We start from the raw sequence: 24,590 nt of genomic DNA, 5'->3' as shown, positions 1-24,590 counted from the left end.
GAAGTCACGGCACGGAGGCGTCGATCCTTCAGGAACGACGTACCGTTACTGAAGGCTAAGGCGGTAGCCTTCATTAACGAGCGCAGGAGGTGAAGGATGGAAGCCCCGACGACGGCTGCCGAGCCACCCGCTGCGCCGTGGCCCGCCTTGTCGTTCGAGGCACGCGACTGGACGCCGAACAATCCGCACCTGGACGCGTTCCAACGTCTACGGACGACCCGCCCGTACCAGGCCGCCATCCCGCCGGCCATCGGCGATCTCACCGTCGACACGCCGCCGCGCGTGCGGGCGATCGCCGAGCAGGCGACGCTCGACGTCGCCCGGTTCGACCAGGAGATGGCAGCCCTGCCCGTCCCGATGCCCGCCGTCCTGCTGCGGACCGAGTCCGCGTCGAGCTCGCAGATCGAGCACCTGACGACCAACGCGCGCAACCTCGCCCTCGCCGCGCTGGGCGCGCCGTCGCGCCAGAACGCCGAGCTCGTCGCCGCGAACGTGCGGGCCATGACGACCGCCCTCGCGGGCGGTGACGAGGTGACCCCCGAGCACATCCTGAGCGTTCACGCCACGCTCCTGCGCGAGAGCGAGCCCGACGTGGCGGGTCGGTGGCGTCAGGAGCAGGTGTGGGTGGGCTCGTCGGCCATCAGCCCGCACGGTGCCGACTTCGTACCGCCGCACCACGAGCGGGTCCCCGCGGCCGTCGACGACCTCGTCACGTTCGCCGCCCGGGGTGACGTCCCCGCGATCGTGCACGCCGCGGTCGTCCACGCGCAGTTCGAGACGATCCACCCGTTCACCGACGGCAACGGTCGTACCGGACGCGTCCTCGTGCACACCCTGCTTCGCCGCCACGGCCTCGCGCTGCACACCACGGTGCCCGTCTCGGCCGGCCTGCTCCGTGATCCCGATGCGTACTTCGCTGCACTGGGGTCGTACCGGCTCGGCGACATCGGGCCGATCATCGAACAGGTGGCAGATGCCGCCACGGCCGCGACGGTGAACGGTCGCGCACTCGCCGCAGACATCACGACGACCCGAGCTCGGTGGCACGACATGATCCACGCGCGTACCGACTCGACCGCGTGGCGGCTCGCCGACGCGCTCTTCGCGCAGCCCGTCGTCACCGCGGACTTCGTGACGACGACGCTCGGCGTGTCGGAACGAGCGGCATACAACGCGATCGAGGTACTCGAGCGCGACGGCGTCCTGCGCTCGCCTTCGACGGGCCGCCGCTCACGCGTCTGGCAGGCGGACGACGTCCTCGTCGCGATGGACGAGTTCGCGGCACGCGCCGGCCGGCGCCGCTGACGTCCTCGCCGACGCACCCACGTCCTTCAACGCAGTGTCGCGACCGCCTCGTCGAACTGGGCGAGCGCGGCGTCGGTGAGGGGCTCGACGAAGAGGTCCTGCGCGACGGCGGCGCCGAGCGTCACGGCGTGCGCGCCGGCGGCGGCGAGCGTGACGACGTCGTCGACGGTCCGGATGCTCGCGACGAGCACCTGCGTCCCGGTGCCCTCCAGCACGCGCACCATCTGCGCGACCTGCGCGTGCCCGTCGCGCCCGGACTCGGTCATGCGGCCGAGGTAGGGGGCGATCCACCGGGCGCCGGCGGCGGCGGCGAGGACGGCCTGGCGGGCGTCGTAGACGGCGGTGACCAGCACGGGGACGTCGTCGTCGGCGAGGCGGCGGGTCGCGGCGAGGCCGTCCTGCGTCGCGGGGACCTTGACGACGAGCCGGTCGGACAGGGCGCGCAGCGCATGGCCCTCGGTCACGATCGCGTCGACGCCGTGGGCCGTCGTCTGGACGAAGACCTCGGATGTGCGCTCGAGCAGCCAGCCGACGAGGTCGGGCACGGCGTCGAGGCGCACGTCGCCGCGCTGGAGGATCAGCGGGTTGGTCGTGACGCCGCGGAACAGGCCCGTGGCGAGCAGCGGTTCGAGGGCCGTGCGGTCGGCGCTGTCGAGGTAGAGGTCCATCGTCACTCCGGGGTCTCGTCGGGCTGGCGGGCGTCGGCCAGCGCGCGGTAGCGGCGCCAGACGTCGGCGTCGACCGCGTGCTGCGGCTCGACGACACCGGTCGTGGCGGGGGTCCAGGCGTCGCGCACGGTGCGGACGTCGGCGTCGGTGAGGACGGCGGCGGCCTGCACCGCGGCGCCGCGCGCGGTGGCCTCGTCGACGTCGCGCGTGTGCACGGGCGCGCCGAGCGTGTCGGCAAGCACCTGCCGGTACGCGAGCGAGCGCGCGCCGCCGCCCGTGACGACGACCTCGCCGTCGGCGGCAGCCCCCGCGGCGCGGATCGCGTCGTGGCCGCGCACGAGCCCGAGGACGACGCCCTCGTAGGCGGCGAGCGCGAGCTCCTCGCGGGTCGTGTCGGACCGCAGGCCGGCGAGCAGGCCGCGCGCGTGCGGGCGGTCGGGGCTGCGCTCGCCGTCGAGGTACGCGGCGAGGACCATGCGGTCGGCCCGGCGGGGCGCGGCGAGGGCGAGGCGCGTGAGCTCGGGGTGGTCGACGCCGAGCAGGCGCGCGGCCGTGTCGGTGACCTTGGCGCAGTTGAGCGTGCAGACGAGCGGCAGCCAGCCGCCCGCGGCGTCGGCGACGCCGTCGACCCACGCGGTCGCGTCGTGCACGGGCGTGGGCGAGGTCGTCATGACGACGCCCGACGTGCCGAGGCTGTAGAGCACCTGGCCGGGCGCGAGGCCGATGCCGAGCGCGCCCGCGTGCTGGTCGCCCGCACCCGCACCGACGACGACGTCGTCGCGCAGGCCGAGCGCGCGCGCGTCGGGTGTCGACGCGGTGCCCGCCGCCTCCGACGGGCCGAGGACGGACGGCAGCATCGTGGCCCACGGCAGCCCGGCACGGACCCAGCGGTTCAGGTGGTCGACCAGGTACCGGTCCTCGTGCGCGGCGTAGTAGCCGGTCCCCGACGCCTCGGAGCGGTCGGTCACCGCGCGGCCGGTGAGCCGGTAGGTGAGGTAGTCGTGCGGCAGCAGGACGCGGGCCGTCGCGTCGAGGAGCGCCGGCTCGTGCTGCGCGACCCACGCGAGCTTGGTGATGGTGAACGCGGCGGTCGGGACCGAGCCGACGGCGTCCGCCCAGCCGGCGGTGCCGAGGTCGCGCACGAGCGCGGCGGCCTGCGGGCTCGACGTCGTGTCGTTCCAGAGCTTCGCGGGCCGCAGCACCCGGTCGTGCGCGTCGAGCAGCACGAGGCCGTGGCACTGGGCGGCGACGCTCACGGCGTCGACGTCGCGCGCCGTGAGGCCGGCGGCTGACAGGGCGCCGGCGAGCGCGAGACCGAACGCCTCCCACCACGTCGCCGGGTCCTGCTCGCTGACCGGGGGCGACGTCGGCGGGTGCGGGCTGCGACCGGACCCGAACAGCCGGCCGGACTGAGCGTCGCGCAGCTCGACCGTGCAGGACTGCGTCGAGGAGTCGACGCCCGCGACGACGCCCATCAGGCCTCCGGACGCTCGGCGGCGAGCGACGGCAGCGCCTCGGGCAGCTCCTCGATGCGCCCGACGGCACCAGCCGGGTGCGTGAACAGCACCTGCTCCCACCCGTACCCGCGGATCTGCATGAGCACCGCCGCGAGCGCGTCGCCCCACGCGGCGGTCGCGAGCGTCGACCCCATCGCGATGACGCCGCCGGGGTCGACCTCGGGACCGGCGTCGATCACGGCCGTGAGGTCCGCGAGGGTCCCGAGCGTCGACGTGGGGGAGGCGGTCAGCGCGATCACCGGGACGCCGCGCTGCTGCACGCGACGGGACAGGTCGTTGAGCTCGTCCGACTCGCCGCCGCGCGAGATCGTGATGAGCAGGTCACCGGACACCACGGCACCCATCGTGCCGTGCAGCGCGTCCATGCCCGGCAGGAAGACCGCCGGGGTGCCGCACACCGACAGCAGGTGCGCCATGCGGCGGGCGACCGCGCCCGACGTCCCGGAGCCGGTGACGAACACCTTGCCCGTCACGCGACCCACGAGCTCCACGGCCGCGACGAACGACTCGTCGAGCTGGTCGGCGACGTCCGCGACCCCCTGGCCCTCGCGCCGCACGATGTCCCGTGCGGTCTGGAGGGTCGCCGCAGCGCTCGTCGTCATGGGGGTGCTCTCTTCCGTCGGTGGTCCGTCGTACGTCATGAGGAGGCCGGGATCAGGCGGCGGCCCACGCCGCGAGGCGCAGCGCCTGCGGGGTGCGGTGCTCGGCAGGCACCTGCGCGCCGGTGCTGCGGCCGTGCGAGACGACGACGATGTCGTCGGCGACCTCGCAGATCTCCTCCTCCTCGGAGGAGACGAGCAGCACGGTGAGCCCGGCGTCGTGCGCGAGCGACCGGACGATGCGGTGGATCTCGGCCTTCACGCCGAGGTCGACGCCCTTGGTCGGCTCGTCGAGCAGCAGCACCCGCGGCCGCTGCGCGATGGCCCGCGCGAGCAGCACCTTCTGCTGGTTGCCGCCCGACAGGCTGACGACGGGTCCGTGCACGTCGCCGCGCACGCGCAGCTGGCCGAGCAGGTCGTCGGCGTCGCGCAGCATGCGGCGCTTGTCGAGCAGGCCCGCGCGCCGGTAGCGGCGCAGGACCGGCAGCGCGACGTTCATCGGGGAGTCGAGCTTGGGCACGATGCCGTCGCTCTTGCGCTCCTCGGTGACGTAGACGACGCCCGCGCGCTGGGCTCGCGCCGGGGTGCCGGGGCGGTACGGGCGACCGTCGAGCAGCACCGACCCGCCGGTGACGGGCGCGAGCCCGACGAGCGCGCGCATGACCTCGGTGCGACCCGCGCCGACCAGCCCGTAGAGGCCGAGGACACGGCCCGGCTCGGCGGTCAGCGAGACCCCGTGCACGCCCGGGGCATGCAGGTCGCGGACCTCCAGACGGGGCCCGCGTGACGCGTCGGGGAGCCAGCGGCGGACGTCGGCGACGGGCGCTGCCGCGTCGGCCTCGTCGGTCTCGACCTGCGCCGCGTGCGTCGCCTGCGTGGGGGCGTCGCCCGCGCGCAGCCGGTCGTCCATCTCCGCGGCCTCGTCGCCCGCGATCGCCGCGACGACGTCGTGCCGGCTGACCTCGTCGACGCGGGCGTCGATCCGGACGCGCCCGTCGACGAGCGCGACGACCCGGTTGCAGACGGCGTAGAGCTCGTCGAGCTTGTGGTCGACGAACACGATGCCGAGCCCGCGGTCGGCCGCGAGGGACCGGACCATGTCGAGCAGGCGCTCGACCTGCCCGCCCTCGAGGCTCGTCGTCGGCTCGTCGAGCAGCAGGTACTTCGCGTCGCGGTGCGTGGCGACCGCGATCTCGAGCATCTGCCGGGTCGCGACGGGGTAGTCGCCGAGCTTGCGCTCGACGTCCACGTCGAGCCCGAAGGACTCGACGAGCTTCCGCGCCCCGGCGCGCATCTCGTCCCGGCGGAGCAGCCCGCCGCGCGAGCGCTCGTCGCCGAGGTAGACGTTCTGCGCGACGGTGAGGTTCGGCAGGAGCGAGAGCTCCTGGTAGACGGTCGCGATGCCCGCGTCGATCGCGGCGGCGGGCGAGTCGATCGTCGCGGCGCGCCCGTCCACGACGATCTGGCCGCCGTCCGGGGTGGTCGCCCCGGCGATGGTCCGCAGGAGCGTCGACTTGCCCGCGCCGTTGTGGCCGACGAGCCCGACGACGTCCCCCGGCCGCACGTCGACCGAGACGCCGTGCAGCACCGACACACCCGAGTACCGCTTGATGATCCCTCGGACGCTCAGCCCTGCCGGCGTCCCGGTCGACGTCGTGGTCATGTCAGCCGACCTCGCCCGGACCCGGCGTCTGGCCGACGGTGAACAGCTTGAGCGACTGCAGGATCTCCGCCTCGGGCGTCGCGCCGTCGACCCACGCCCGGATCTGCTCGACGACCTGCTGGCCGTAGGCGTTCGGCTCCTGGGCGACGCACGCGGGGTACTGCTCGGTCAGCGTCTGCTCGGAGGCGCAGAACCCGTAGACCTTGACCGCGCTGTTGGCGCCGAGGGCCTGGAGCGCGCCGTAGGCGGCCGGGCCCGTCGACGCGAAGATCACGTTGATGTCCGGGTTGCCGGAGAGCATCTCGGTGGTCGCGCGCAGGCTGTCGTCGGGCTTGACGTTGCCGTCGACCTTGGCCACGACGGACGCGTTCGGGTTCGCGGACAGGGCCTCCTCGAAGCCGGCGTCGCGCATCTGCGTCGGGGTCTCGTCGGGCTCGGTCACGAAGCCGACCTTGATCTCGGCGTCGGCGCCCAGGTCGGCGAGGACCTGCTCGGCGGTCTGGCGGCCGCCCGCGGTGTTGTCGGCGCCGAGGTACTGCACGATGCTCGCGCCCTGCGACTCGAGCGCCTCGGGGTCGATGCCCACGTTGACGGTGAACACCGGCACGCCCGCGTCGTTCGCGGCCTTGACGATCGCGGCGCCCGGCTCGGACTTGACCGCGTTGAGGGCGAGCGCGCACGGCTTCTTCTGCAGCATCGACTGCGCCTGCGCGAGCTGGTTGGCGTCGTCGTCGTCGGCGATCTGCACCTCGACCGTGAACCCGTTCGCCTCGGCCGCCTCCTCGAAGCCGGCCTTCATGGCGACGTAGTAGGGGTTCGTGAGGTTCGGCAGCGCGACCGCGATGAACGGGGTCTCGTCGTCGCACGAGTCCGGGCGGGGGATCTCGCCGGAGGCGGCGGTGGCCGCGCCGGACGAGCCGCCGTTCGACGAGCCCGTGCCCGTGTCGACGGCACCGCACGCGCCGAGCACGAGGGTGGTGGCGGCCAGGCCGGCCGCGAGGGCGGGGATGCGAAGCTTCATCGCTCTGTCTCTCCTGGGGGTGGGTCGGGGTCGTGCCGGGTTCACCGGTGGTCGGGGGTGCCCGCGGTGACGGGGGTCGCGGGGGACGCGGGGGTGACCGCTGCGTCGGTGCCGCTCGGGGGTCCGCCGCGCAGGTGGCGGCGGAACAGGTCGCTGAGCGACGACTGGCGGCGGTAGGTGTCGAGGATGACGCCGCCGAGGATGATCAGGCCGATGACGAGCGGCTGCCAGTACGACTGGACGCCGACGACGTTCATGCCGTTGGACACGGTCGCGATGAGGACGGCGCCGAGCAGCGCACCGGGCAGGGAACCGATCCCGCCGAACAGGCTGACACCGCCGACGACCGCCGCGGCGATCGAGTAGAAGAGCTCGTTGCCCGAGCCGGCCGACGGGTAGCCGACCATGAGGCGCGACGTGACGATGAGGCCGCCCATGCCCGCGCAGAGCCCGGAGACCGCGTAGACGAGCATCGTGACGCGGCCGATCGGGATGCCCGACAGGCGCGAGGTCTCGGCGTTGCCGCCGACCGCGTAGATGTGGACGCCGGTCGGGGTGAGCCGCAGCAGGACCGTGAAGACGATCGCGAACACCGCGACGAGCACGACCGGCATGGGGATCCCGAACAGCGACCCGCGGCCGATGATCGCGAACATCGGGTCGGCGACGTTGACGGAGCTCGCGCCGGTGAGGATGAGCGGGATCGACGCGGCGACGCCGAACGCCGCGAACGTCACGATGAACGGCGGCAGCTTCAGGTAGTGGATGAGCGCGCCGTTGATGACACCGACGAGCGCGCCGACCGCGAGCGCCGCGAGGGCGGCGGCCCACCACGGGAGTCCGCTGCGCATCGCGAGGGCGGCGATCATCCCGGTCAGGGCGACGTTGGAGCCCGTCGACAGGTCGATGCCGCCGGTGAGCAGCACGAACGCCTGGCCCATCGCGAGGAACGCGATGACCGTGCCGTTGAGCAGCAGCAGGTTGGCGTTGTCGAACGTGCGGAACGTCGGGGACATCAGGCTGAAGATCACCGCGACGAGCACGATCACCACGCCGATGCCGAGCTCCTCCGGGATCCGGCGGCGCTTCACCATGTCTGCCTCCTCGCAGCCTGTGTTGTGCTCATATGAGCATCTCGCGTTGCTCATCTGGCTTCGACACTACGTCGCGGTTCTCGTTGGGATCAACTCAGTCAGATCACGATTCGGACACGTTCGAGCGCGCTATGGTGCTCACATGAGCGACAGCGAGGTGCGCGGCGCGGGCGCCGAGGACCGCGGACTGATGGTCCTGGCGGCCCGGCGCTACTACGTCGACGACGTGTCCAAGGTGCGGATCGCCGAGGAGCTCGGCGTCTCCCGGTTCAAGGTCGCGCGCCTGCTCGAGCACGCGAAGGCGACCGGCGTCGTGACGATCACGATCCACGCCGACGGGCTGCAGGACCCGGCGCTGGGGGTCGCGCTGCGCGAGCACCTCGGCCTGACGTCCGTGACCGTCGTCGAGACCAGCGGCGACCCCGACGCCGTCCGGCACCAGGTCGGCGAGGCGGCCGCGCAGGTCCTCGGCGCGACCCTGCGCGAGGGCGAGGTGCTCGGCCTGGCCTGGGGCCGGACGCTCACCGCCATGAGCGCCGCGCTGCCGCCGCTCCCCCGCGTCGACGTCGTCCAGCTCACCGGCGCGATCGGCACCGACCTCGACGAGTCGCCCGTCGAGATCGTCCGCCGCGTCGCCCTCCGCTCGGGCGGCACCGCGCGCCCGATCTTCGCGCCGCTCGTCGTCGACGACGCCCGCACCGCCGACGCCCTGCGCCGCCAGCCCGACGTCGCCGCCGCGCTGCGCATGTTCGACTCCGTGACGACCGCCGTCGTGTCCGTCGGGTCGTGGGAGCCGCCGGACTCGCAGCTGCTGCGCACCATCAGCGATGCGGAGCGGACCTCCCTGCTCGAGGCCGGGGTGCGCGCCGAGGTCGCGTCGTTGCTGGTCTCCGACTCCGGGGACCTGGTCGCCCCGCACTTCCAGGACCGCTGCGTGACCATCGAGTTCGCGCAGATGCGCGCCATCCCGCGCATCGTCGCCGCCGCCGGCGGGGCGCAGAAGGCGCAGGCCGTCGCCGCGATCGTCCGCGCCGGGCTGTGCACCGAGCTCGTCACCGACCGCGCGCTCGCCGAGGCGCTGCTCGCGCTGCCGCGGGTCGCGCCCGTCGAGGGTGGCGACGCAGGGGCGAGCTCGTGACGCTGGTCGTCGCTGCGTCGCTCTGGTCCACCCCGCCCGACCGCCTCGCCGGCGAGGCCGTGCGCCTCGCCGCCGCCGGGCTCACGCGCTGGCACTGGGACGTGTCCGACGGGGTCTTCGCCGCGCCCGGCGGCTTCGACCCGGACACCGTGTCCCGGCTGTCCCACCTGACCGGCCTGCCCGGGGAGGCGCACCTCATGGTGTGCGACCCGCTCGCCGAGGTCGACGCGTGGACCGCCGTGTGCGACACCGTGATCGTGCACGTCGAGGCCGCGGGCTGGGCGACGGCCGTGTCGCGGATCCGTGCCGCCGGACGCCGGGCCGGCGTCGCGATCTCCCCGTCGACGCCCCTGTCCGCGCTCGACGACCTCCCACCCGACGTCGCCGTCCTCGTCATGTCCATCACCCCCGGCCAGGCGGGCTCGACCTTCCTCCCGTCGACACTCTCCCGTCTGGACGCGCTCGCCGGCGACAGGGGGGCTGACGCCGAGGATGGCCGTGACGTGGCTGGTGGCGCGGGGCGCCGGGCGCTCGGCGTCGACGGCGGCGTCACGCTCGACCACGCGCACGACTGCGCCAGCCACGGCGCGACGTGGGTCGTCAGCGGCTCCGCGCTGTGCGGGGCTCCCGACCCGGCGTCCTGGCTGGTGACCGCGAGCGCAGCACCCGTCGGCGCCGCCGACGACGCCCGCGTGGTGGAGCGGCGCCGCTAGACGGACGGCCGCATCGAACGTCGCCGCTGGACCCGGATCTCCGCCGCCCGGCCCGGGCGCGTCCGCCGCACGCGTGCGGCGACGCTCCCCCGGCGGGAGCATGGGACCGTCGCCGACGACGGGAGCGCACGATGAGCGAGCTGACCAGGACCACGACCGATCCCGACGAGATCCGGCGGTTCATCGAAGGGCACCAGGCGGTCCCCGCGCTGATCCGCGCCGTCTACCCCGAGGACCCGCGGATGCCCGCCGTGATCTTCCCCGAGGGCCCGAGCGGGTCCGGCGCCGAGCGCGCGACGTGGGAGGAGTTCTTCGCGGCCCTCGCCGCGTCGAACCTCGCGTTCCAGTACCCCCTCCCCGCCACCCCCGGCGGGCACACGCCCCCGTTCTTCGAGCTCATCCAGCGCGAGGACGACTGACGGTCCCGCCTCGGCCGTGCCCGTGTGGCCGGGGCGCACGTCAGAGCGGTGCACCAGGATGGGCGCGTGCCGATCCTCCCCCGCGAGCGCGACCCCCGGCTCATCACGATCCGCCGCGGCGGCACGCTGACCGACGAGCACCACGTCCTCCTCGCCCGCTGGGCGCTCGCGTGCGCCGAGCACGTCCTGCCGCTGTTCGCCCGGGAGAGCGACGACGACCGACCGTCCGAGGCGCTGCGCGTCGGCCACGCGTGGACGCGCGGCGAGGCCACCATGCGCGACGCGCACAACGCCGCCTTCCAGGCGAACGCCGCCGGCCGCGGGCTGTCCGACCCGGCGCGGTTCGCAGCCCTGTCCGCCGGTCAGGCCGTCGCCGTGGCGCACGTCGCCGCGCACGACCTGGGCGCCGCCGCCTACGCCATCCGCGCCGCCGCGGCGGCCGCCCCCGAGCCGGAGCGCGAGGCCGCTCGCGTGGTGGAGCTCGGCTGGCAGCGGGCGCTCCTCCCGTCGGAGGTGCGCGATCTGGTGGTCGACGACCAGCGCCTCCGGAACGCGATCTGCTGGAACGTCTTCACCGAGTGACGAGCCTGCGAGCGGCCGGACCCCTCTCACGCCTTTCACGCGATACCCCGCGGGGTATCGTCGACCGATCGGCACGGCGCGGATGCCCCTCCGTCGCCGCCGATCGACGCCTGCTGGACCTCACGCCCTCGCGCGCGTCGACCGCCTGACTGCCAGACCGCCTGACCCGCCCCCGAGGAGACACCGTGTGCTACCCCATCGGCTGCGCCACCTGCGGCAAGACCACGTGGGACGGCTGCGGCCTGCACGCCGACGACGTCATGAGCGCCGTCGCCCTCGCCGACCGCTGCACCTGCCCGCGCTGACCCACCAGGCGGCGACACCACCGTCGCCACTCCGCCCCTGCACGAGGAGCCCGTCATGCAGCTCGACGCCGACGAGATGACCAGCGTCACCCACCGCCTCAAGCGCGCGCAGGGCCAGCTCGCGGGCGTCATCCGCATGCTCGACGAGGGCCGCGACTGCGAGGACGTCGTCACGCAGCTCTCCGCGGTGTCCCGCGCGCTGGACCGCGCCGGGTTCGCGATCATCGCCTCCGGCATGAAGCAGTGCATGACCCCCGGCACGGACGGCTCGGAGGCCACCCTGGACGTCGCCAAGCTGGAGAAGCTCTTCCTCTCCCTCGCGTGACGTCCTCCGGTTGCCGCTGAGTCCGGGCGCGGTCGACAGTCTCCATGTCGACCGCGCTCGTTCTCGTCCCGCGACCCGGAGGTCCCTGGTGAAGCTGCTCCTCACGTCCGGCGGGGTGACCAATCCGTCGATCCGGGCCGCGCTCGTCGAGATGCTCGGCAAGCCCATCGAGGAGAGCCACGCGCTGGTCATCCCGACCGCGCAGTGGGGGCACCCGATGTGCGGCCCGTCGTTGGTGCATCGGACGGTGGCCGCGGGGGCGGGTGCCGAGCACCTCACCGGCCTGGGTTGGGCGTCCCTCGGCGTCCTCGAGCTCACCGCCCTGGCGACCATCGGCGCCGACCGCTGGATCCCCTGGGTCCGCGAGGCCGACGCCCTCCTGGTCGACGGCGGCGACGCGACCTACCTCGCCCACTGGATCCGCGAGTCCGGCCTCGACGACCTGTTCCCGTCATTGCCCGACACCGTCTGGGTCGGCGTGAGTGCCGGCAGCATGGTCATGACGCCCCGTATCGGCGACCTGTTCGTCGAGTGGCCCGGCGCCCCGGACGACCGCACCCTCGGCGTCGTCGACTTCGCGATCTTCCCCCACCTCGACGCGTTCCCGACCAACACCATGGCCCACGCCGAACGCTGGGCCGCCGACCTCGACGTCCCCTCGTACGTCGTCGATGAGCAGACCGCCGTCGCCGTCGTGGACGGCTCGGTCGACGTCGTCTCCGAGGGCCGGTGGACGCGGTTCGAGGCGGGATCCTCGAAGGCACGGCACCCGTAGTCCTGTCCGGACCGCCAGCAGCATCCTCGATCCTCGCCGACCTGATTCGACGTCGTCACCGTGCGCCCAGGCCCCTGACCAGTCGCATCGAGACAGGGACGGGTCGGCGAGCAGCAGGGGTGGCGACCGGCCGCGGCGGCGGCGTCTTCGCGGCGGACAATTGCCCCGAAGACCTCTATAGCGGGCGTGCGGGATGTCCCCACACACTGGCTCGATGGGCCCGTCCGGTGCCGTCCCGCCGACGGCAGTGGCGAACCACTTCGACGTGCTGCTGGTCGGCGCCACGAACGTGGGTCCCTCGCTCGCGGCCGAACGGCTCCTGCGCGCCCGGCTCGGGGCCGACAGCGCCGTGACCGTGACGAGCGCCGCGATCGACGCCGCTCCCGACGACCCGGTTCCCGAGCACCTCAGCGAGCTCCTGGCGCGCGAGGGCCTCGCCGTCGACGGCCCCCACGCACGAGAGGTCGACGCGACCATGCTGGCGGAGGCCGACCTCGTCCTCACCGCCACCCGGCACGAGCGGTCGGCTGTCGTCCGCAAGGTGCCCGCCGCGGTCCGGCGGACCTTCACGCTGTGCGAGCTGGCCCGCGTCGCCACGTCCCTGGGCCCGTCGGCCCTGCCGGAGGGCGACGTCGCGGCGCGCCTCTCCGCGCTGGCCCAGCTCGCACCGGTCCACCGCGTGGGCACCGCACCGCCGGTGGCCGAGGACGACGACGTCCCGGACCCGGGCGCGTCCGGCCGACGCGGCTACGAGCGGTCGTTCGCCAAGGTCCGGGCCGCCGTGGACCGCATCGCGTGGACGGTGCTCACACCTCCCGACGAGCCGGGCCCGCCCCCGCCGGAGGTCCCTCGAACTCCGCCCAGCCACCGCGGCCGGAACATCGCGCTCGCGGTCCTCGGATCGTTGGTCCTGCTGATCATGGTCGCCACGGGCGGTGCACTCGTCGTCGCCGGCACGCTCGACAACCGGCTCGAGCGCTTCCCCGACCCCGTCGCACTCACGGACCGACCCGCCCCTCTCCCGCGGGCCGAGGCCGGCGGCCCCGCCCCCGTCACGATCCTCATCCTCGGCTCGACGAACGACGTCCGCACCGAGGGCGACCAGGACTGGGCGGCCGCGGCCGCCCAGACCGACATCGTGATGCTCGTGCACGTCTCGGCCGACCGGTCCAGCGTGAGCGTCATCGCGATGCCTCCCGACCTCTCTGCGGACGTACCCGGTTCGGGCCCGGGGACGCTCCGCTCCGCCTTCGCGCAGGGCGGCCCGACGGGCGCCGTGCAGACGGTCGAGCGGCTCACGAACGTGCGCCTCGACCACGTGGCGCTGACCGACTCCGAGACATTCGCCCGGCTGACCGACGGGCTCGGCGGCGTGGAGATCGACCTGGACAGCAGGCTGGTGGTCGACGGCGGCCAGACGTTCCCCGCCGGCCGTCACCGGCTCACGGGCGAGGAGGCCCTCGTCTGGGTCCGCGGCGACGGCCTCGACGACACGTCGCGGGCGGAACGCTCGGCGGTGTGGCTCCGCGCGATCCTCGACCGCCTGGGAGACGACGACGTCCGGCGCAGCCCGGCCACGTGGCTCCGCCTGCTCGGCATCGTCTCCGGCTCCGTCGCCGTCGACGAGAGCTTCGACCGGTCGGAGCTGGTCGGCCTGCTCACGAGCGTCCGCCACCTCGGCCCGGAGGAGGTGCCTGTGGTGCCGGTCCCGACAACGGTCGTGCCCACCGGCAACTCCGCCGCCCTCGTCCCCGACGCCGCCCCCTTCGGCACTCTGATGGATGCTCTCCGCACGGACACGATGGACGAGCACCTCGCCGCCGGTCTCTAGCCGGGCGACACCGGCCAGGCCGACATTCGCCGGTTGCCGCCGAGTCCGGGTCGGCAGTTTCCCGTCGACCCGCTCAGTCCGACTACGCGACCTCGAGGCCTGCGTTGAAGCTCACGTCCGGCGGTATGACCTACCCCAGCATCCGAAGCCGCCCTCGTGGAGATGCTCGGACGCCGATCGACTAGAGGCACGCCCTCGTCGTCCCCACCGCGCAGAGTGTCGTCCGACGTGCGCCCGTCGTTGGTGCAGAGGACCGCGGCAGCGGGGGTGGGATCCGAGTACCTCAACGGCCCGGGCTGGGCGCCCCCCGGCGTCCTCGAGCAGACCGCCCTGCCCACCATCGCGCTGGGAGCAGGAAGAAATGGCTGCTCTCGTTGCGCCGCGCCCGGTTCGGCGCGCAGCAGGGACGCGGTCCTTGCCGCCGGTCGGATAGCGGCCAACACGTCGATCCGGCGACGCCCCACGAGCCGTAATGTACGTCCCTGTGGAGATGATTACCGCAGTCGTCGGCGTCATCGGGTCCATCATTGTCGCGTTGGTGGCTCGGCTTACTGGCTGGACTCGGGATGACCGGCAACGTGCACGGATCGTCCGCGATGCTGAGCTCTGGAACGCGCTCCCGAAGAACAGCCCGGCGCGCGCGCCACTCGGTGACCATATCGCTACCTCGACTGCACACCTCTTGGCTAGACGAAGCGCGGATCGCCAACTCGACGTCTTGTGGAGCGCAGGTGCGTGGTCGGCGTTTGCTGGCTGGGTCCTCTTGCTCGTGTTTTCCACATTCAATTACGACCCATTCGAGCCCTTCTGGATTTCGCAGATTCGATATGCGCTGGCGATCGCCATCTGCGCGACCGCAGTTCTGACCGCAGCTTTTTGGGGTTCGGCCGTATGGGTCGGAGCGCCGCGTGCGTGGAGATGGTTGAAGTCTCGCTTCTAGTGTCTCGGCCACTCATGAACCGGAGCGCGTCTCGGCGCGTGTGCACCAACTCGGATCAGGAGCCGAACGAACCCTCTTGTCAAGCATCCCCCCAGCCCCCGTCACCCCTGTAGCCGAGCACCAAGCGTCCAGCATGAGGCGAACCACACAACCCAACCGTGCGCCTGGGCAGATTCGGGCCGCCGACACCCGCTTTTGGGAGACTGACCAAGAGAACATTACGATCCTGTGACCTGAAGCGATGTGCGCGTATAGCGCACATGGTGCGGTATCGGGACCGCTTCCGCTGACCACGTCCAGCTTGGCTCTCCGAACGAGCCGCCGCGGCCTCGAGCATTGCAACCGCGTCTTCGATCGGGCGGCCGAAGAAGTCGCCTGGCCAGTTGGAGATATTGCCAACGACGTCCATCTCTAGCCTGGTAATACGGCTCTCGCCTTCGCGCTGGTCGCAGAGGTAGAGCCGCCAAATCTGCGATTAAAGCGATGGGTGGCGGGGTCGGCACTGATCGCGTGGCTTTGCATCGTTGTTGGTGTCAGCGCCTTGCTCCGGAGGCGCACGGCTGCTGGTCGTGCTGACGCTCCTGATTGCGGCCGGGTCGATCCGATGATCAAGCTCGGTGCACGGCGCGAGTTCCGCCGAGGCTGGGCCGAGGGAAGGATCAACGGACTCGTGCGATCAGCCGAAGTCGACAGTGACTCAAGTCCACATGGGGTGCTGACCACGCCCGAACCACGGCACCCGCTTACGTGATCGGGCGTGTGTCGGCCACCGGCTAGGAGCGCGGGCAGCCGTTCATCCCCCGAGAGCGCGCGGTGAAGGTTCAGCCGCCGGCGGTCCGGTTGAGGAGCCTGGACGCAATCACCTCTAGGGTGTGCAGCAGAGCCTGACGAAGCTTCGCGTCCTCCTCGAGGCAGTCGTCGATCAGTTCGAGCAAGCGCTCAAGATCGTCAGGGGAGCGTCCCGCGCCAGCTTGGAGAGCTCGACCTGCCCCTCCTCGAGAGTTCGTCGCGCCTCTGACATCGGACTCGTGAGTTCTCCACGATTTTGCACGAAGTGAGCCTGCCACGAGGTCTCTTGTGCGTCGTGACCTCTTTGGCCGCACACTTGCGCGTGCCACGGCCCTGCCGAGTCATGTCACGTCGACCATGTCGCTTCAGGAGGGCGCATGTACTCAGCCTCGAAAGAAGGCCCCGACCTCACCCCGGAGCAGCGCCGCGACCTCGACGACGACTTCTACACGTCCGACCCGGTTGCGTACTGGCGATCGCGCATCGACCGGCTGCTGGCCGAACCCGTTCCGCTGGACCACACCGCAGGGCTAACGGCTGACGTTCTCAAGCTGGGTCTGGACCCACGCATCTTGAGCTCGACCGAGCCGGCAACCGACGACCGAGACATCTCGCGACGACTTGACGCCTTCGCCCTGCGGCAGCACATCGCCGAGTCTCTTGTCCGGCTCGTCCGTGCGGTGCTCGAGAACTTCGGACAGCCCGACGCGTGCCTGTGGGCAGCGTTGTCGGACGATCGGGCCACGAACCGCCAGGTCTGCGACGCCGTCCTGGCACGCGGGGAGGCGAAGGCACCGCTACCTCTAGGTCCGCTCCTTCTGACCGCAGCGGAGATCCCAAAGGACGAGGCGTCGGTCCCGCCAAAGGTTCGCACCGCTGTCGAGGCGGCATGGGCTTGGATTCTCCGAGCGATCGACCTCATCTACGGGGACGGGCTCGACACCAATGCCGCCAACAACAAGTTCAAGCACGGCCTCGCGGTCCGCGTCACCGATCAGAACCGCATCGTCTTCACGCGGCAAGGCCCGAACGAGCAGGGGAACCTGCCGCTGTCGACGTTCACTGGCGCCATCGTCATCGTCGACGACGTCGCAGCAGAGACCCTGACCCGCCAGCACGGGAAGCACAGCCCGCACCCCGGCGCGTGGGAAGTCAGCCAGTTTAACCTGCGCACACCGCAAATCATCGCGGAGTGCCTGATGTTGACGCTGGTATACGGAGCGGTGTTCGCAGCCGCCGCGGATCGCCATTTCGCAGGTCGCGACTACCTCGGGCCGGCGCATCCAGGTCTGGCGCTCGGTCCGCACCCGAATCGGCTGGCAAAGGGCGCCGCCGGGATCCGGATGCCGATCACGACGGACGACGCGGGCGCAACGCCGCCCCTGATCATCGCGGACGGCAGGCAGGCCTACGTCTTGCGTCAGACCGGACAGGTGCAGAAAGGTGTAGTAGTCGAGGACGACAGCCCGGACTCCTGACGTCCAGCCAGTCCCATCCTGGCCGGGCCAACTCGGGACGGGCGTACCGATCTCGAGGTACCAGGGTTCCGTGTTCTCGACGACTTCTAGAGGGGCTCACGGGTCCTCCACCGGTCGCGCGAGAAGCCCAGAATCCGTTACCAGGAGCGGCACGGACGTGACACTTCCCAGGCCGATCAACCACGCGGCAATCTCGTCGGGCACGCTCTGGGCGCAGCTGACCACGACCGCAACAAACCTCTGAAAAGCGAGTTCCGGAGTCGGTCAAGTGTGCGGCGTAGGACCGAAGATCGATCGGACTCGGTGCTCGATCTCCGTCGGGATGGGCGTGCCAATCTCCGACCCACACCGCGCCGGACTGGTGCCACGCTTCGGCGGCGAGCCGCTGAGCCTGTGCCAGATCCCGCAAGCCACGATCGGTCATTTCCGCGCTCCGGCGCAAGGTGGAGGGGCGAACCGAGCGGCGCAAGGCGCACCGGTCCGCGGCGCCCGACTAGGCTCCCGTTCGGGGCGGTCGAGGACCGCGTGCGCACTTGCCACAGCCAGTGCGGTCCTTCGTGAGACCGGGCCCACCGGCAGGGCCCGGGGATTGGGGAGCCAAATGGGACCGCATACTCGTGCCGTTCTTGCGGGTGCAGGCTTCTCAAAGGCGATCAGCGCGGAGATGCCTCTCATGCCTGACCTGGTGGCAGATCTGCTAGGAGACATGGGATTGCCCGAGGACACACTTGCTGTCTTTGGAGATGACCTCGAGGCGTGGCTCTCCTATTTGTCGACAAGTCAGCCCTGGGATAGCGATCTTGAAGCACTCAGGAACCAAGCGACGTTCCTTCAGGCCAGCCGGGCCATTCGCGGCATCGTTGCACGTCATGAAGCGCAAGTCCTCGACAGCTCGCCGCCACTCTGGCTGAAACGCCTTGTACTGCAACTGGCGCACGAACAGGCCGCGGTAATTACTTTCAACTACGACCTACTCTTCGAGCGCGCCCTCGCCAACAGCGGGCGATACGGGTCCCTCGGCGACCTGTACGCAATCCCTCTGGAGATGCGTTGGCCCCCGGGGTCGAGCGGCTTCGTGTCTTCGTCCGAGCCTCGGGGCCCGATGCCGAGGTTGTTCAAACTGCACGGGTCGATCAACTGGCACTACGGCGGTCTGACGAGTCCCGCGACGGCCAGGATCGTGCTGGACGACGGAGGCTTCTCATGGGCACCTCGAGGCATCCGAGTCGACGACTCGCCGCGATACGACGTCCTCCTGGACGATCTTGAGCCTCTTCTTGTTCCGCCGACAGCCGCCAAGAGTACCTTCTACTCAAATCAGTCTTTACGCGCTCAGTGGCGGCGCGCCTATACGTCACTAAAGCAGGCGGATGAACTCGTCGTTCTAGGGTTCAGTTTCCCACCAAGTGACGTTCAGGTGCGCCAGATGATTCTGCTTTCCGGGCCTTGGGACCTTGTCACCGTTGTCGACCCGTCTCCTGAACCTGCACGTCGGGTCCGAGAATTGCTTGGAGACTCGCAAGAAATCCAGACCTTCGGTTCAGTTCTAGAATATACAGACGTGACATCGGGCGATATTGTCTCTTGGGGTACCGACCGCGATGGAGACGGCTATTCCCGACCTCTTGTGACGTCCAATGACGACACGTTGGCCGAGGTAGCACAACTCAGGAATTCCGGCACGCCCAGGGATTGGGATCGAGCTCGCGAAGCGAACTTCACGGAGTCCATAGCCGCAGAGTTTGTCGGTGGGCGCTACTCCGAAAGCATCAGCGATCAGTTCGCCCACAGGGCAGAGAGCCCCTTCTCGTCCGACCTAAGATACCTGTTCGTGCCTCGGTGAGCGTCTGCACTTCTCGCGGGCACTGGTTAAGTGCTCGTGCCCAACTCTCGCTCTTGCCCGTCGCACGACCCGCTCCCAAGGGGCAACTATAAGTTATCTATTGCTCTAATGAAGCCCCTCGTCCACTGAATCTCGGCGTCGACTTCAGCGCGATCAATCGTGTCATACCAAAACTGCTGCGGTCGATCGTGGCGCGTATAGTCGCCCTCGTGCGCTATCTTGTTTCTGCGAAGGTACTGTGCATTGAGTCGCTCTTTAATGTCAGTCGGCGACTGGCCTAGTTCCTGAGACAGGCGATCCCAGTACTTCGTAACGCCAATAAGGCCGAGTCCCCGCTCGACATTTGTAGCCCCCTGGAAGGTCTCTTTTAATAGTGCGTGGTGAATGATGTTGCCCAGTTTCACTCGCGGTCGCGACCCTGATCGATTCGCCAGAAACAGCGCTACCATGTCGTCAACGTCACCAAGCGGGACGGAGAACTTCCGAGCGGATTTACTCATGTTGGCCAACATGTTGCGCCTGATCCGTTCGTGAAAGTACGTGTCGATTGAGGCGCCCACGAACACCCAGGCAGACCGCAGGATGTCGACTCTTGTGTCTTGGATGGACGCGGACGGCCTCCCGGCCGTTTTGGCCATCGCCTCTGCTCGATCAAGGAGGTCGAGGGCGTAGTCCAGTGGGGCAATTGGCATCGTCTAGTGCCTCCCAACGCGATTGGGTTCGGTTGGCGTTCCGGCCCGCGTGGAGCGGTCGGGTGTGGCCTTCATGCGAACCTAGCGCGCTGGCGGCCGCCCCCGCCGTTCGATCCACTGCATTCACCCGACGTACGTCGGCAGGGGATCCTGCCCGCCCGTATGCGCTGAAGTTGTCGCACCAAACAAGTACAGGCCGTGATCGAGCAGGTGTCCTCGCCCTCGGCGACGATCGTGGTAGCGCCGAACGATCACTCGATCGCCTTACCGTCCTGGAGTACCACTTCACCTTCGTGGATCTCTCTCCGCGCGTCATCTATCCTGGGTCGCGTGAGCGACAACGACCTGACAGCGCGGGTGCGGTGGGCCGTCGTTGACGCAAATGCGTTTGGCCGCGGCAAGGTTCAACTCGACCAGGTCGAGGGGCTCGCCAATGAGCTCAAGGGCGCGGACGTCGAGGTAGTCATCCCTGAAGTGGTCCTTTGGGAGTGGGCTCAGCATGCTCACGCTGACCTCGCCGCCCACTACGACTCTCTCCGAGCGAGCACGAAGACGCTGCGCGGCTCACGAATCGCTGGCGCATTCCCCGCAGTCGTTGACCGGTTCAACGTCCCTGAGGTCACCGTCGAACAGGTGCTGGAACATCTCACCCGGCTACTCTCCGGGCTCGACAACGTCTCAGTACTACCAGCGACGCCCGTTGCAGCATTGGCTGGCCTCCGAGCACAAGTCTTGATGCAAGGCCCAGGTGAGAGAAAGTCCGGGGTCAAGACAGGCGCGGCCGACATGGCGTGGGTACATGATGCGCTGGCCCTCGCAGAACACGATTCGACGAGGCTTGTCCTGCTGACGGCCGACTCCGACGTCGACGCTGCAATTGCGCACCTCGGCCTGCAGTTGCCCGTGCGCTATGCCCGCAGAAATGAGCTTGTCGCGGCACTTCGCGGCCTCGTGCCCGCGCCGGCGAGCGAGCTGGCACTAAACCTTGCGCGCCACGTCGCGGCGAATCTTCCCGCCTCAATCGGCTCAATCGGCCGTGCCGGCAAACTTGATGACCTGGCCGCGGTCATCGACGACACATTGCTGGAGTTTCTCACGTCCGAGCTCGTCTTGGCCGCGTCCGTCACCGAGATAACTGGGATAGCGGCAGTCGGTGACCTTAAGACGACTCGGCCCTCCGATGGTCCGGTGGGGAGCCTCGTGACCGCCTCACTCACACTGATCGCCAACATATCGGCGACTGTCTGGCACCCATTGCCCGACGAGCACGAGCATCTGGCCTCTCGACAGTTCGACGATGTCGCGATCGAAGTTCCCGTTTCTGGTTATCTCGTGGAGTCCGACGTTCAAGAGCTCCGCGCGGCGGCTCCGGCAAGGTTCTCGGGGTATCTTCCGCGCTACGACTCAATCAGCGAAGGCAAGGACGCTCTTGCCATCGCCCTAGCCGCGGCGCCCGGCTTCCCCGACTCGGGATGGTGGCGCGAACTCCTAGACGACTCGATTCCGCCTGACGCCCCCGAGGGCCTCGAAGGCCTCGACTGGACACGGAACGACCTGATGGACACGGAGCAGAGATGGGAGATCGCCTTCGTCGTCCATGGGCACGGTGCGCCCGTGATCATCGAAGCTGACCGATACGAACTCGTGAGGATGAAGCGAAGTCAGATCTTCAGCGTTCGTGGCCACTTCGGGACTCGAGAAGTCGACGGTCCTACAGCTGTCGCCGCAGCCATCGTTGGCTGGCTTCTGGCGCCGTAGGCGGGGACCATCGCAAAGACGCAAGAAGAGTCGATCCGATCTCGCCCGCGGTGTCCGTCGTCAGGCTCAGCTCGCCATCCGCGCCGCGGCCACCGAGTGACCTGACGACGGTGGACGGCGTCGGCTGGAGATGACCCGCGTGCTTAGCGACGGTCCGCGGCCTAGCGACGCGACTCGGCGGCGAGTCCTATCCGTCCTCCGGCTGGTGCGCGACGACGCCGTCCGCGACCGGCGGATCTCCGTCGACCTCGCCCTTCGATCCCGCTCCCCCATGAGCACCGCCAAACGCGAGCCGCACTGGCTGCGCGCGGAACAGCTTGGGAGGCTCGCGGACTCCATGCCGCCGAACTGCCGCCCGGTCGTGCTCTTCCTTGGCCTGGCCGGCTGCCGGTTCTCGGAGATGTGCGCGCGGCGCGTCGACGCCGTCGTCCAGACTCCGCACGGCCTCGGCGTCCGGATCCATCGCGCGGCCCCGCAGTCGAAGAAGACCCGCGGAGCCATCTTTGGTCCGACGAAAACGCACCAGACCCGAACCGTGCCGATCCCACCGACGCTCGAGACATACGTACGGGACCGGATCAAGAATGCCCTGTCGGGCTCGTGCCTCATCCCGAGCCCGACGGGAGCGATCTGGACCCACCAATCCTGTCCTGCTCCTTGGTCGGCTTCCACGGGATGACACCTCTGAGCGCGCGCTGCTTACTGGTCAAGACCGTCGCGCCCTGCAGGTATTGAGCCGAGCTAGACACGACTTCGTTTGCCGCGATCGAGGCTTGTGGCGTGCCGCAGGACAGGAGCTCGGCTTGAGCGTTCAGCGGGGGCGTGAACTCGGCCGTTAACCGCCACGCGAGCTCGAACGGATCGACCTGACCTAGAGCTAGCGTTCAGTTCGCAGCCTGGATGAGACCCACGTATGCGGCTCGCCGACGTTGCGCGGGCGTACCTCGAGCTGCAGCGCCTTGTCTCCAACGCCATTGGGCCGAGTGTGGTGAGCAAAGCCGCACCGAACGAGGCGACGACCGGTACCCACAATGACATGCCGTACCTCCGTCTGGGCCCGTGTGACGCGTCGCAACGGTAGCGACGTCTTGCCACGAGGACTTGGAGGCTCGGCGAGGCCGTCAGGCGTATCGGGTGGCGGATACTGCTGACGACACGCTGACCACGAACCAGACATGGCGGTCTCGCGGACCGCGCCAGTCGCACCCGCGAACTCGCTGACCTGCACAAACACTTGTGCGCCTGGGCAGATTCGAACTGCCGACACCCGCTTTAGGAGAGCGGTGCTCTATCCCCTGAGCTACAGGCGCTCGGGCTGAGGGAGCCCGTGCGTCGTCGGCAGCCCGGAGGCGTGCCGACGCGGTGGTCAGCCTACCGGCACGCCGTGGCGCCGGGCCGTCCGCCCGCCGGTGGTGCGCCGCGCCGACCGGACAGACGCCCGACCGAACGACGCGAGAGGGCGGGCTCCGCACAGGAAGCCCGCCCTCTCCGTCCCACGTCGCCTGGGTGATGCGTCCGTGCCCCTCAGCGACCCCAGGGGCGACGCGGTGGTGCGACCGTCAGCGCTGCAGCGTCAGCAGACCAGGCCGGTACGGCAGCAGGCCGTAGTCGCCACCGGACGACGGCGAGCGGCCCTGGTAGAGCAGCTGCAGGTTGCAGGGGTCGATGGTGTTGGTCTGGTCCGCGGAGGTGCGGATCAGCTCACCGTGGCTGATGTCGTTGGTCCACGTCGCACCGCTGTTCGCCTTGCCGGCGAACGGGCGGCTCTCGGTCGCAGCCTGCGGCGTCCAGGAACCAGAAAGGCTGGTCGCGGTGAACGAGCGGAAGTACCGGCCGTTCGCGCCGATGGCCTCGACGATCATCAGGTAGAGGTTCTGGTCCTTGACCTTGTACACCTGCGGCGCCTCGAACAGGTTGTTCGTGGTGTCGCTCATGACGACGGTCGAGGTGGACCCGAACGAACCGGGGAAGTTCCCGATCGGCATCGAAGCGCGGTAGATCTTCCCGTTGTCGCCGGCGAAGAACAGGTACATGTTCTGGCTGTCACCGATGATCGTCTGGTCGATCGGGCCGGTGCCGGAGCCGGAGATGGAGCCGGAGAACAGGGTCTGCGGCGACGACCAGCCGTTGGCGTTCGTGGGGTTGCTCGACGTGCGGTAGGAGAACGCCGCACCGCCCCACTGGTAGGCGAGCACCCAGATGTTCTTGGGCGCGAAGTAGAACAGCGAGGGCGCGACCGTCCCGGACGACATGGCGTTCTGCGACGCGGAGCCAAGCTGGGAGAAGTTCGACACGAGCCCGAAGTTCATCGAGCCCCACGAGGTGCCGAAGTCGTGCGTCGTCGCGTAGACGAGGTGCTGGCCGTTGTACGGCGCGGTCGTGAAGTCCTTCAGCGAGGCCCAGCCGGACCGCGGCTGCGCGAGCGCACCCGTGGACGACCAGCGGTAGGTCGACGGGAGGGAGCACTGACCGGTGGGCGGCGGCGTCGTCGGGTCGGTGCCACCGCCGAGGCGCACGAGCTGCCACTGCTGGTTGGCGCCGTTCCAGTCGGAGTACTGGACGACGGCGGCACCGTCGGAGCCGGACGCCCCCTGCACCTCGACGGCCTTGCCGCTGTGCCGGGCGATGAGCTGGATGTACCCGTCGATGTCCTGGATGCTGAACTGCTGGTTGGTCGAGTTGGCGTCGGACCACTGGATGACGGCAGCGCCGTCCGCGGTCGAGCGGCTCGAGATGTCGAGGACCTTGCCCGACAGCTTCGACTTCAGGCGGTAGTAGCCGCCGCCGGAGTCGACGAACTGCCACTGCTGCTGGGAGCCGTCGTTGCGCGCCCACTGCACGATCTTCGCGCCGTCGGTCGTCGCGAGGTTGTAGACGTCGAGCGCCTTGCCGCTGCTGCGGTTGACCAGCACGTACGACGCGTTGGTGTCGATCGACGCGGCCTGCGCCGGCGGCGACGCCGTCACCGCGGCGACCATGCCGGCGGCGGCGACGCTCAGCACCATCAGGCCCGCCTGCAGGCGTCGTCTCCCGCTCACGGCGAGCGCTCCTGGGGTCGTTCTCATGTGTTTCCCACTCCTTCGGGGGTCTCGGGGGTGGGGTGCCCGGTCGGCACCCCACCCCGGTGAGAGGTGT

At 70.0% G+C, this 24,590-nt stretch carries 20 protein-coding genes and 1 tRNA gene; 13 read left to right on the top strand and 8 right to left on the bottom strand.

From position 1 onward, the window contains the following. The first annotated feature begins 96 nt into the window (after positions 1-96). On the top strand, positions 97-1,305 hold the full coding sequence (locus CTKZ_RS09405; protein WP_124342709.1) for a Fic family protein: 1,209 nt from the start codon (positions 97-99) through the stop codon (positions 1,303-1,305). 26 nt (positions 1,306-1,331) lie between these two features. Here the strand turns inward: CTKZ_RS09405 and CTKZ_RS09400 are convergent, their stop codons facing one another. The 6 genes from CTKZ_RS09400 to CTKZ_RS09375 are packed head-to-tail and all read right to left on the bottom strand — an operon-like array spanning position 1,332 to position 7,867. Further along, positions 1,332-1,973 carry a transaldolase family protein gene (locus tag CTKZ_RS09400; protein ID WP_124342708.1) on the bottom strand — a complete coding sequence of 214 codons (642 nt, stop codon included), beginning with the start codon at positions 1,971-1,973 and terminating at the stop codon, positions 1,332-1,334. Positions 1,974-1,975: 2 nt separating this feature from the next. After that, positions 1,976-3,448, bottom strand: coding sequence for a xylulokinase (xylB, locus tag CTKZ_RS09395; protein ID WP_124342707.1), 1,473 nt, complete (start codon positions 3,446-3,448; stop codon positions 1,976-1,978). Beyond that, the gene (locus CTKZ_RS09390) at positions 3,448-4,092 is read right to left on the bottom strand and encodes a KpsF/GutQ family sugar-phosphate isomerase (RefSeq protein ID WP_160142867.1); all 645 of its coding nucleotides are present in this window, start codon (positions 4,090-4,092) and stop codon (positions 3,448-3,450) included. Before CTKZ_RS09390 ends, xylB begins: the two co-directional genes overlap by 1 nt. Positions 4,093-4,144: 52 nt before the next feature. Continuing rightward, entirely contained in the window at positions 4,145-5,752 is a 1,608-nt protein-coding gene (locus tag CTKZ_RS09385) for a sugar ABC transporter ATP-binding protein (protein WP_124342705.1), read from the bottom strand. Between the two features lies 1 nt (position 5,753). Continuing rightward, positions 5,754-6,773, bottom strand: a complete 1,020-nt coding sequence (locus CTKZ_RS09380; RefSeq protein ID WP_124342704.1) for a substrate-binding domain-containing protein — start codon at positions 6,771-6,773, stop codon at positions 5,754-5,756. 41 nt (positions 6,774-6,814) lie between these two features. Then, positions 6,815-7,867, bottom strand: coding sequence for an ABC transporter permease (locus tag CTKZ_RS09375; RefSeq protein ID WP_200829692.1), 1,053 nt, complete (start codon positions 7,865-7,867; stop codon positions 6,815-6,817). A 142-nt stretch (positions 7,868-8,009) separates the two neighbouring features. Between CTKZ_RS09375 and CTKZ_RS09370 the strand changes: the two genes are divergently transcribed. From CTKZ_RS09370 to CTKZ_RS09320, 12 genes are all read left to right on the top strand, one after another. Beyond that, a complete protein-coding gene (locus CTKZ_RS09370) occupies positions 8,010-9,005 on the top strand; it encodes a sugar-binding transcriptional regulator (RefSeq protein ID WP_160142866.1) in 996 nt (331 codons plus the stop codon). Further along, positions 9,002-9,718: a ribulose-phosphate 3-epimerase gene (locus tag CTKZ_RS09365; protein WP_160142865.1), complete on the top strand. Its 717-nt coding sequence runs from the start codon at positions 9,002-9,004 to the stop codon at positions 9,716-9,718. Before CTKZ_RS09370 ends, CTKZ_RS09365 begins: the two co-directional genes overlap by 4 nt. Positions 9,719-9,849: 131 nt before the next feature. Further along, positions 9,850-10,137 (top strand): hypothetical protein, encoded by a 288-nt coding sequence (locus tag CTKZ_RS09360; RefSeq protein WP_124342701.1) that lies wholly within the window; start codon positions 9,850-9,852, stop codon positions 10,135-10,137. A gap of 66 nt (positions 10,138-10,203) precedes the next feature. Then, on the top strand, positions 10,204-10,719 hold the full coding sequence (locus CTKZ_RS09355; RefSeq protein ID WP_124342700.1) for a putative immunity protein: 516 nt from the start codon (positions 10,204-10,206) through the stop codon (positions 10,717-10,719). 185 nt (positions 10,720-10,904) lie between these two features. After that, a complete protein-coding gene (locus CTKZ_RS22755) occupies positions 10,905-11,024 on the top strand; it encodes a DUF8730 family Cys-rich protein (protein WP_503825970.1) in 120 nt (39 codons plus the stop codon). Between the two features lie 55 nt (positions 11,025-11,079). Next, complete coding sequence (locus CTKZ_RS09350) at positions 11,080-11,349, top strand: metal-sensitive transcriptional regulator (RefSeq protein WP_124342699.1); 270 nt, start codon at positions 11,080-11,082, stop codon at positions 11,347-11,349. 88 nt (positions 11,350-11,437) lie between these two features. Beyond that, positions 11,438-12,124, top strand: coding sequence for a Type 1 glutamine amidotransferase-like domain-containing protein (locus CTKZ_RS09345; RefSeq protein WP_124342698.1), 687 nt, complete (start codon positions 11,438-11,440; stop codon positions 12,122-12,124). A gap of 214 nt (positions 12,125-12,338) precedes the next feature. Continuing rightward, on the top strand, positions 12,339-13,955 hold the full coding sequence (locus CTKZ_RS09340) for an LCP family glycopolymer transferase (RefSeq protein ID WP_160142864.1): 1,617 nt from the start codon (positions 12,339-12,341) through the stop codon (positions 13,953-13,955). Between the two features lie 2,106 nt (positions 13,956-16,061). Beyond that, a complete protein-coding gene (locus tag CTKZ_RS09335) occupies positions 16,062-17,162 on the top strand; it encodes a hypothetical protein (RefSeq protein ID WP_124342696.1) in 1,101 nt (366 codons plus the stop codon). Between the two features lie 673 nt (positions 17,163-17,835). Continuing rightward, complete coding sequence (locus tag CTKZ_RS09330) at positions 17,836-19,005, top strand: SIR2 family protein (protein ID WP_160142863.1); 1,170 nt, start codon at positions 17,836-17,838, stop codon at positions 19,003-19,005. A 1,022-nt stretch (positions 19,006-20,027) separates the two neighbouring features. Then, on the top strand, positions 20,028-21,455 hold the full coding sequence (locus CTKZ_RS09325) for a hypothetical protein (protein WP_124342694.1): 1,428 nt from the start codon (positions 20,028-20,030) through the stop codon (positions 21,453-21,455). Between the two features lie 205 nt (positions 21,456-21,660). Further along, a complete protein-coding gene (locus CTKZ_RS09320; protein ID WP_200829691.1) occupies positions 21,661-22,134 on the top strand; it encodes a site-specific integrase in 474 nt (157 codons plus the stop codon). A gap of 558 nt (positions 22,135-22,692) precedes the next feature. Here CTKZ_RS09320 and CTKZ_RS09315 read toward each other — a convergent pair. Continuing rightward, positions 22,693-22,765: transfer RNA gene (locus CTKZ_RS09315), tRNA-Arg, on the bottom strand. 249 nt (positions 22,766-23,014) lie between these two features. After that, positions 23,015-24,520, bottom strand: a complete 1,506-nt coding sequence (locus CTKZ_RS09310) for a non-reducing end alpha-L-arabinofuranosidase family hydrolase (RefSeq protein WP_124342693.1) — start codon at positions 24,518-24,520, stop codon at positions 23,015-23,017. Positions 24,521-24,590: the final 70 nt, after the last annotated feature.

Source organism: Cellulomonas algicola, assembly GCF_003851725.1.
Lineage (GTDB): Bacteria > Actinomycetota > Actinomycetes > Actinomycetales > Cellulomonadaceae > Cellulomonas > Cellulomonas algicola.
Note: the sequence above shows the minus strand (reverse complement) of the source record. Positions and strands in the feature narration are given on the sequence as shown.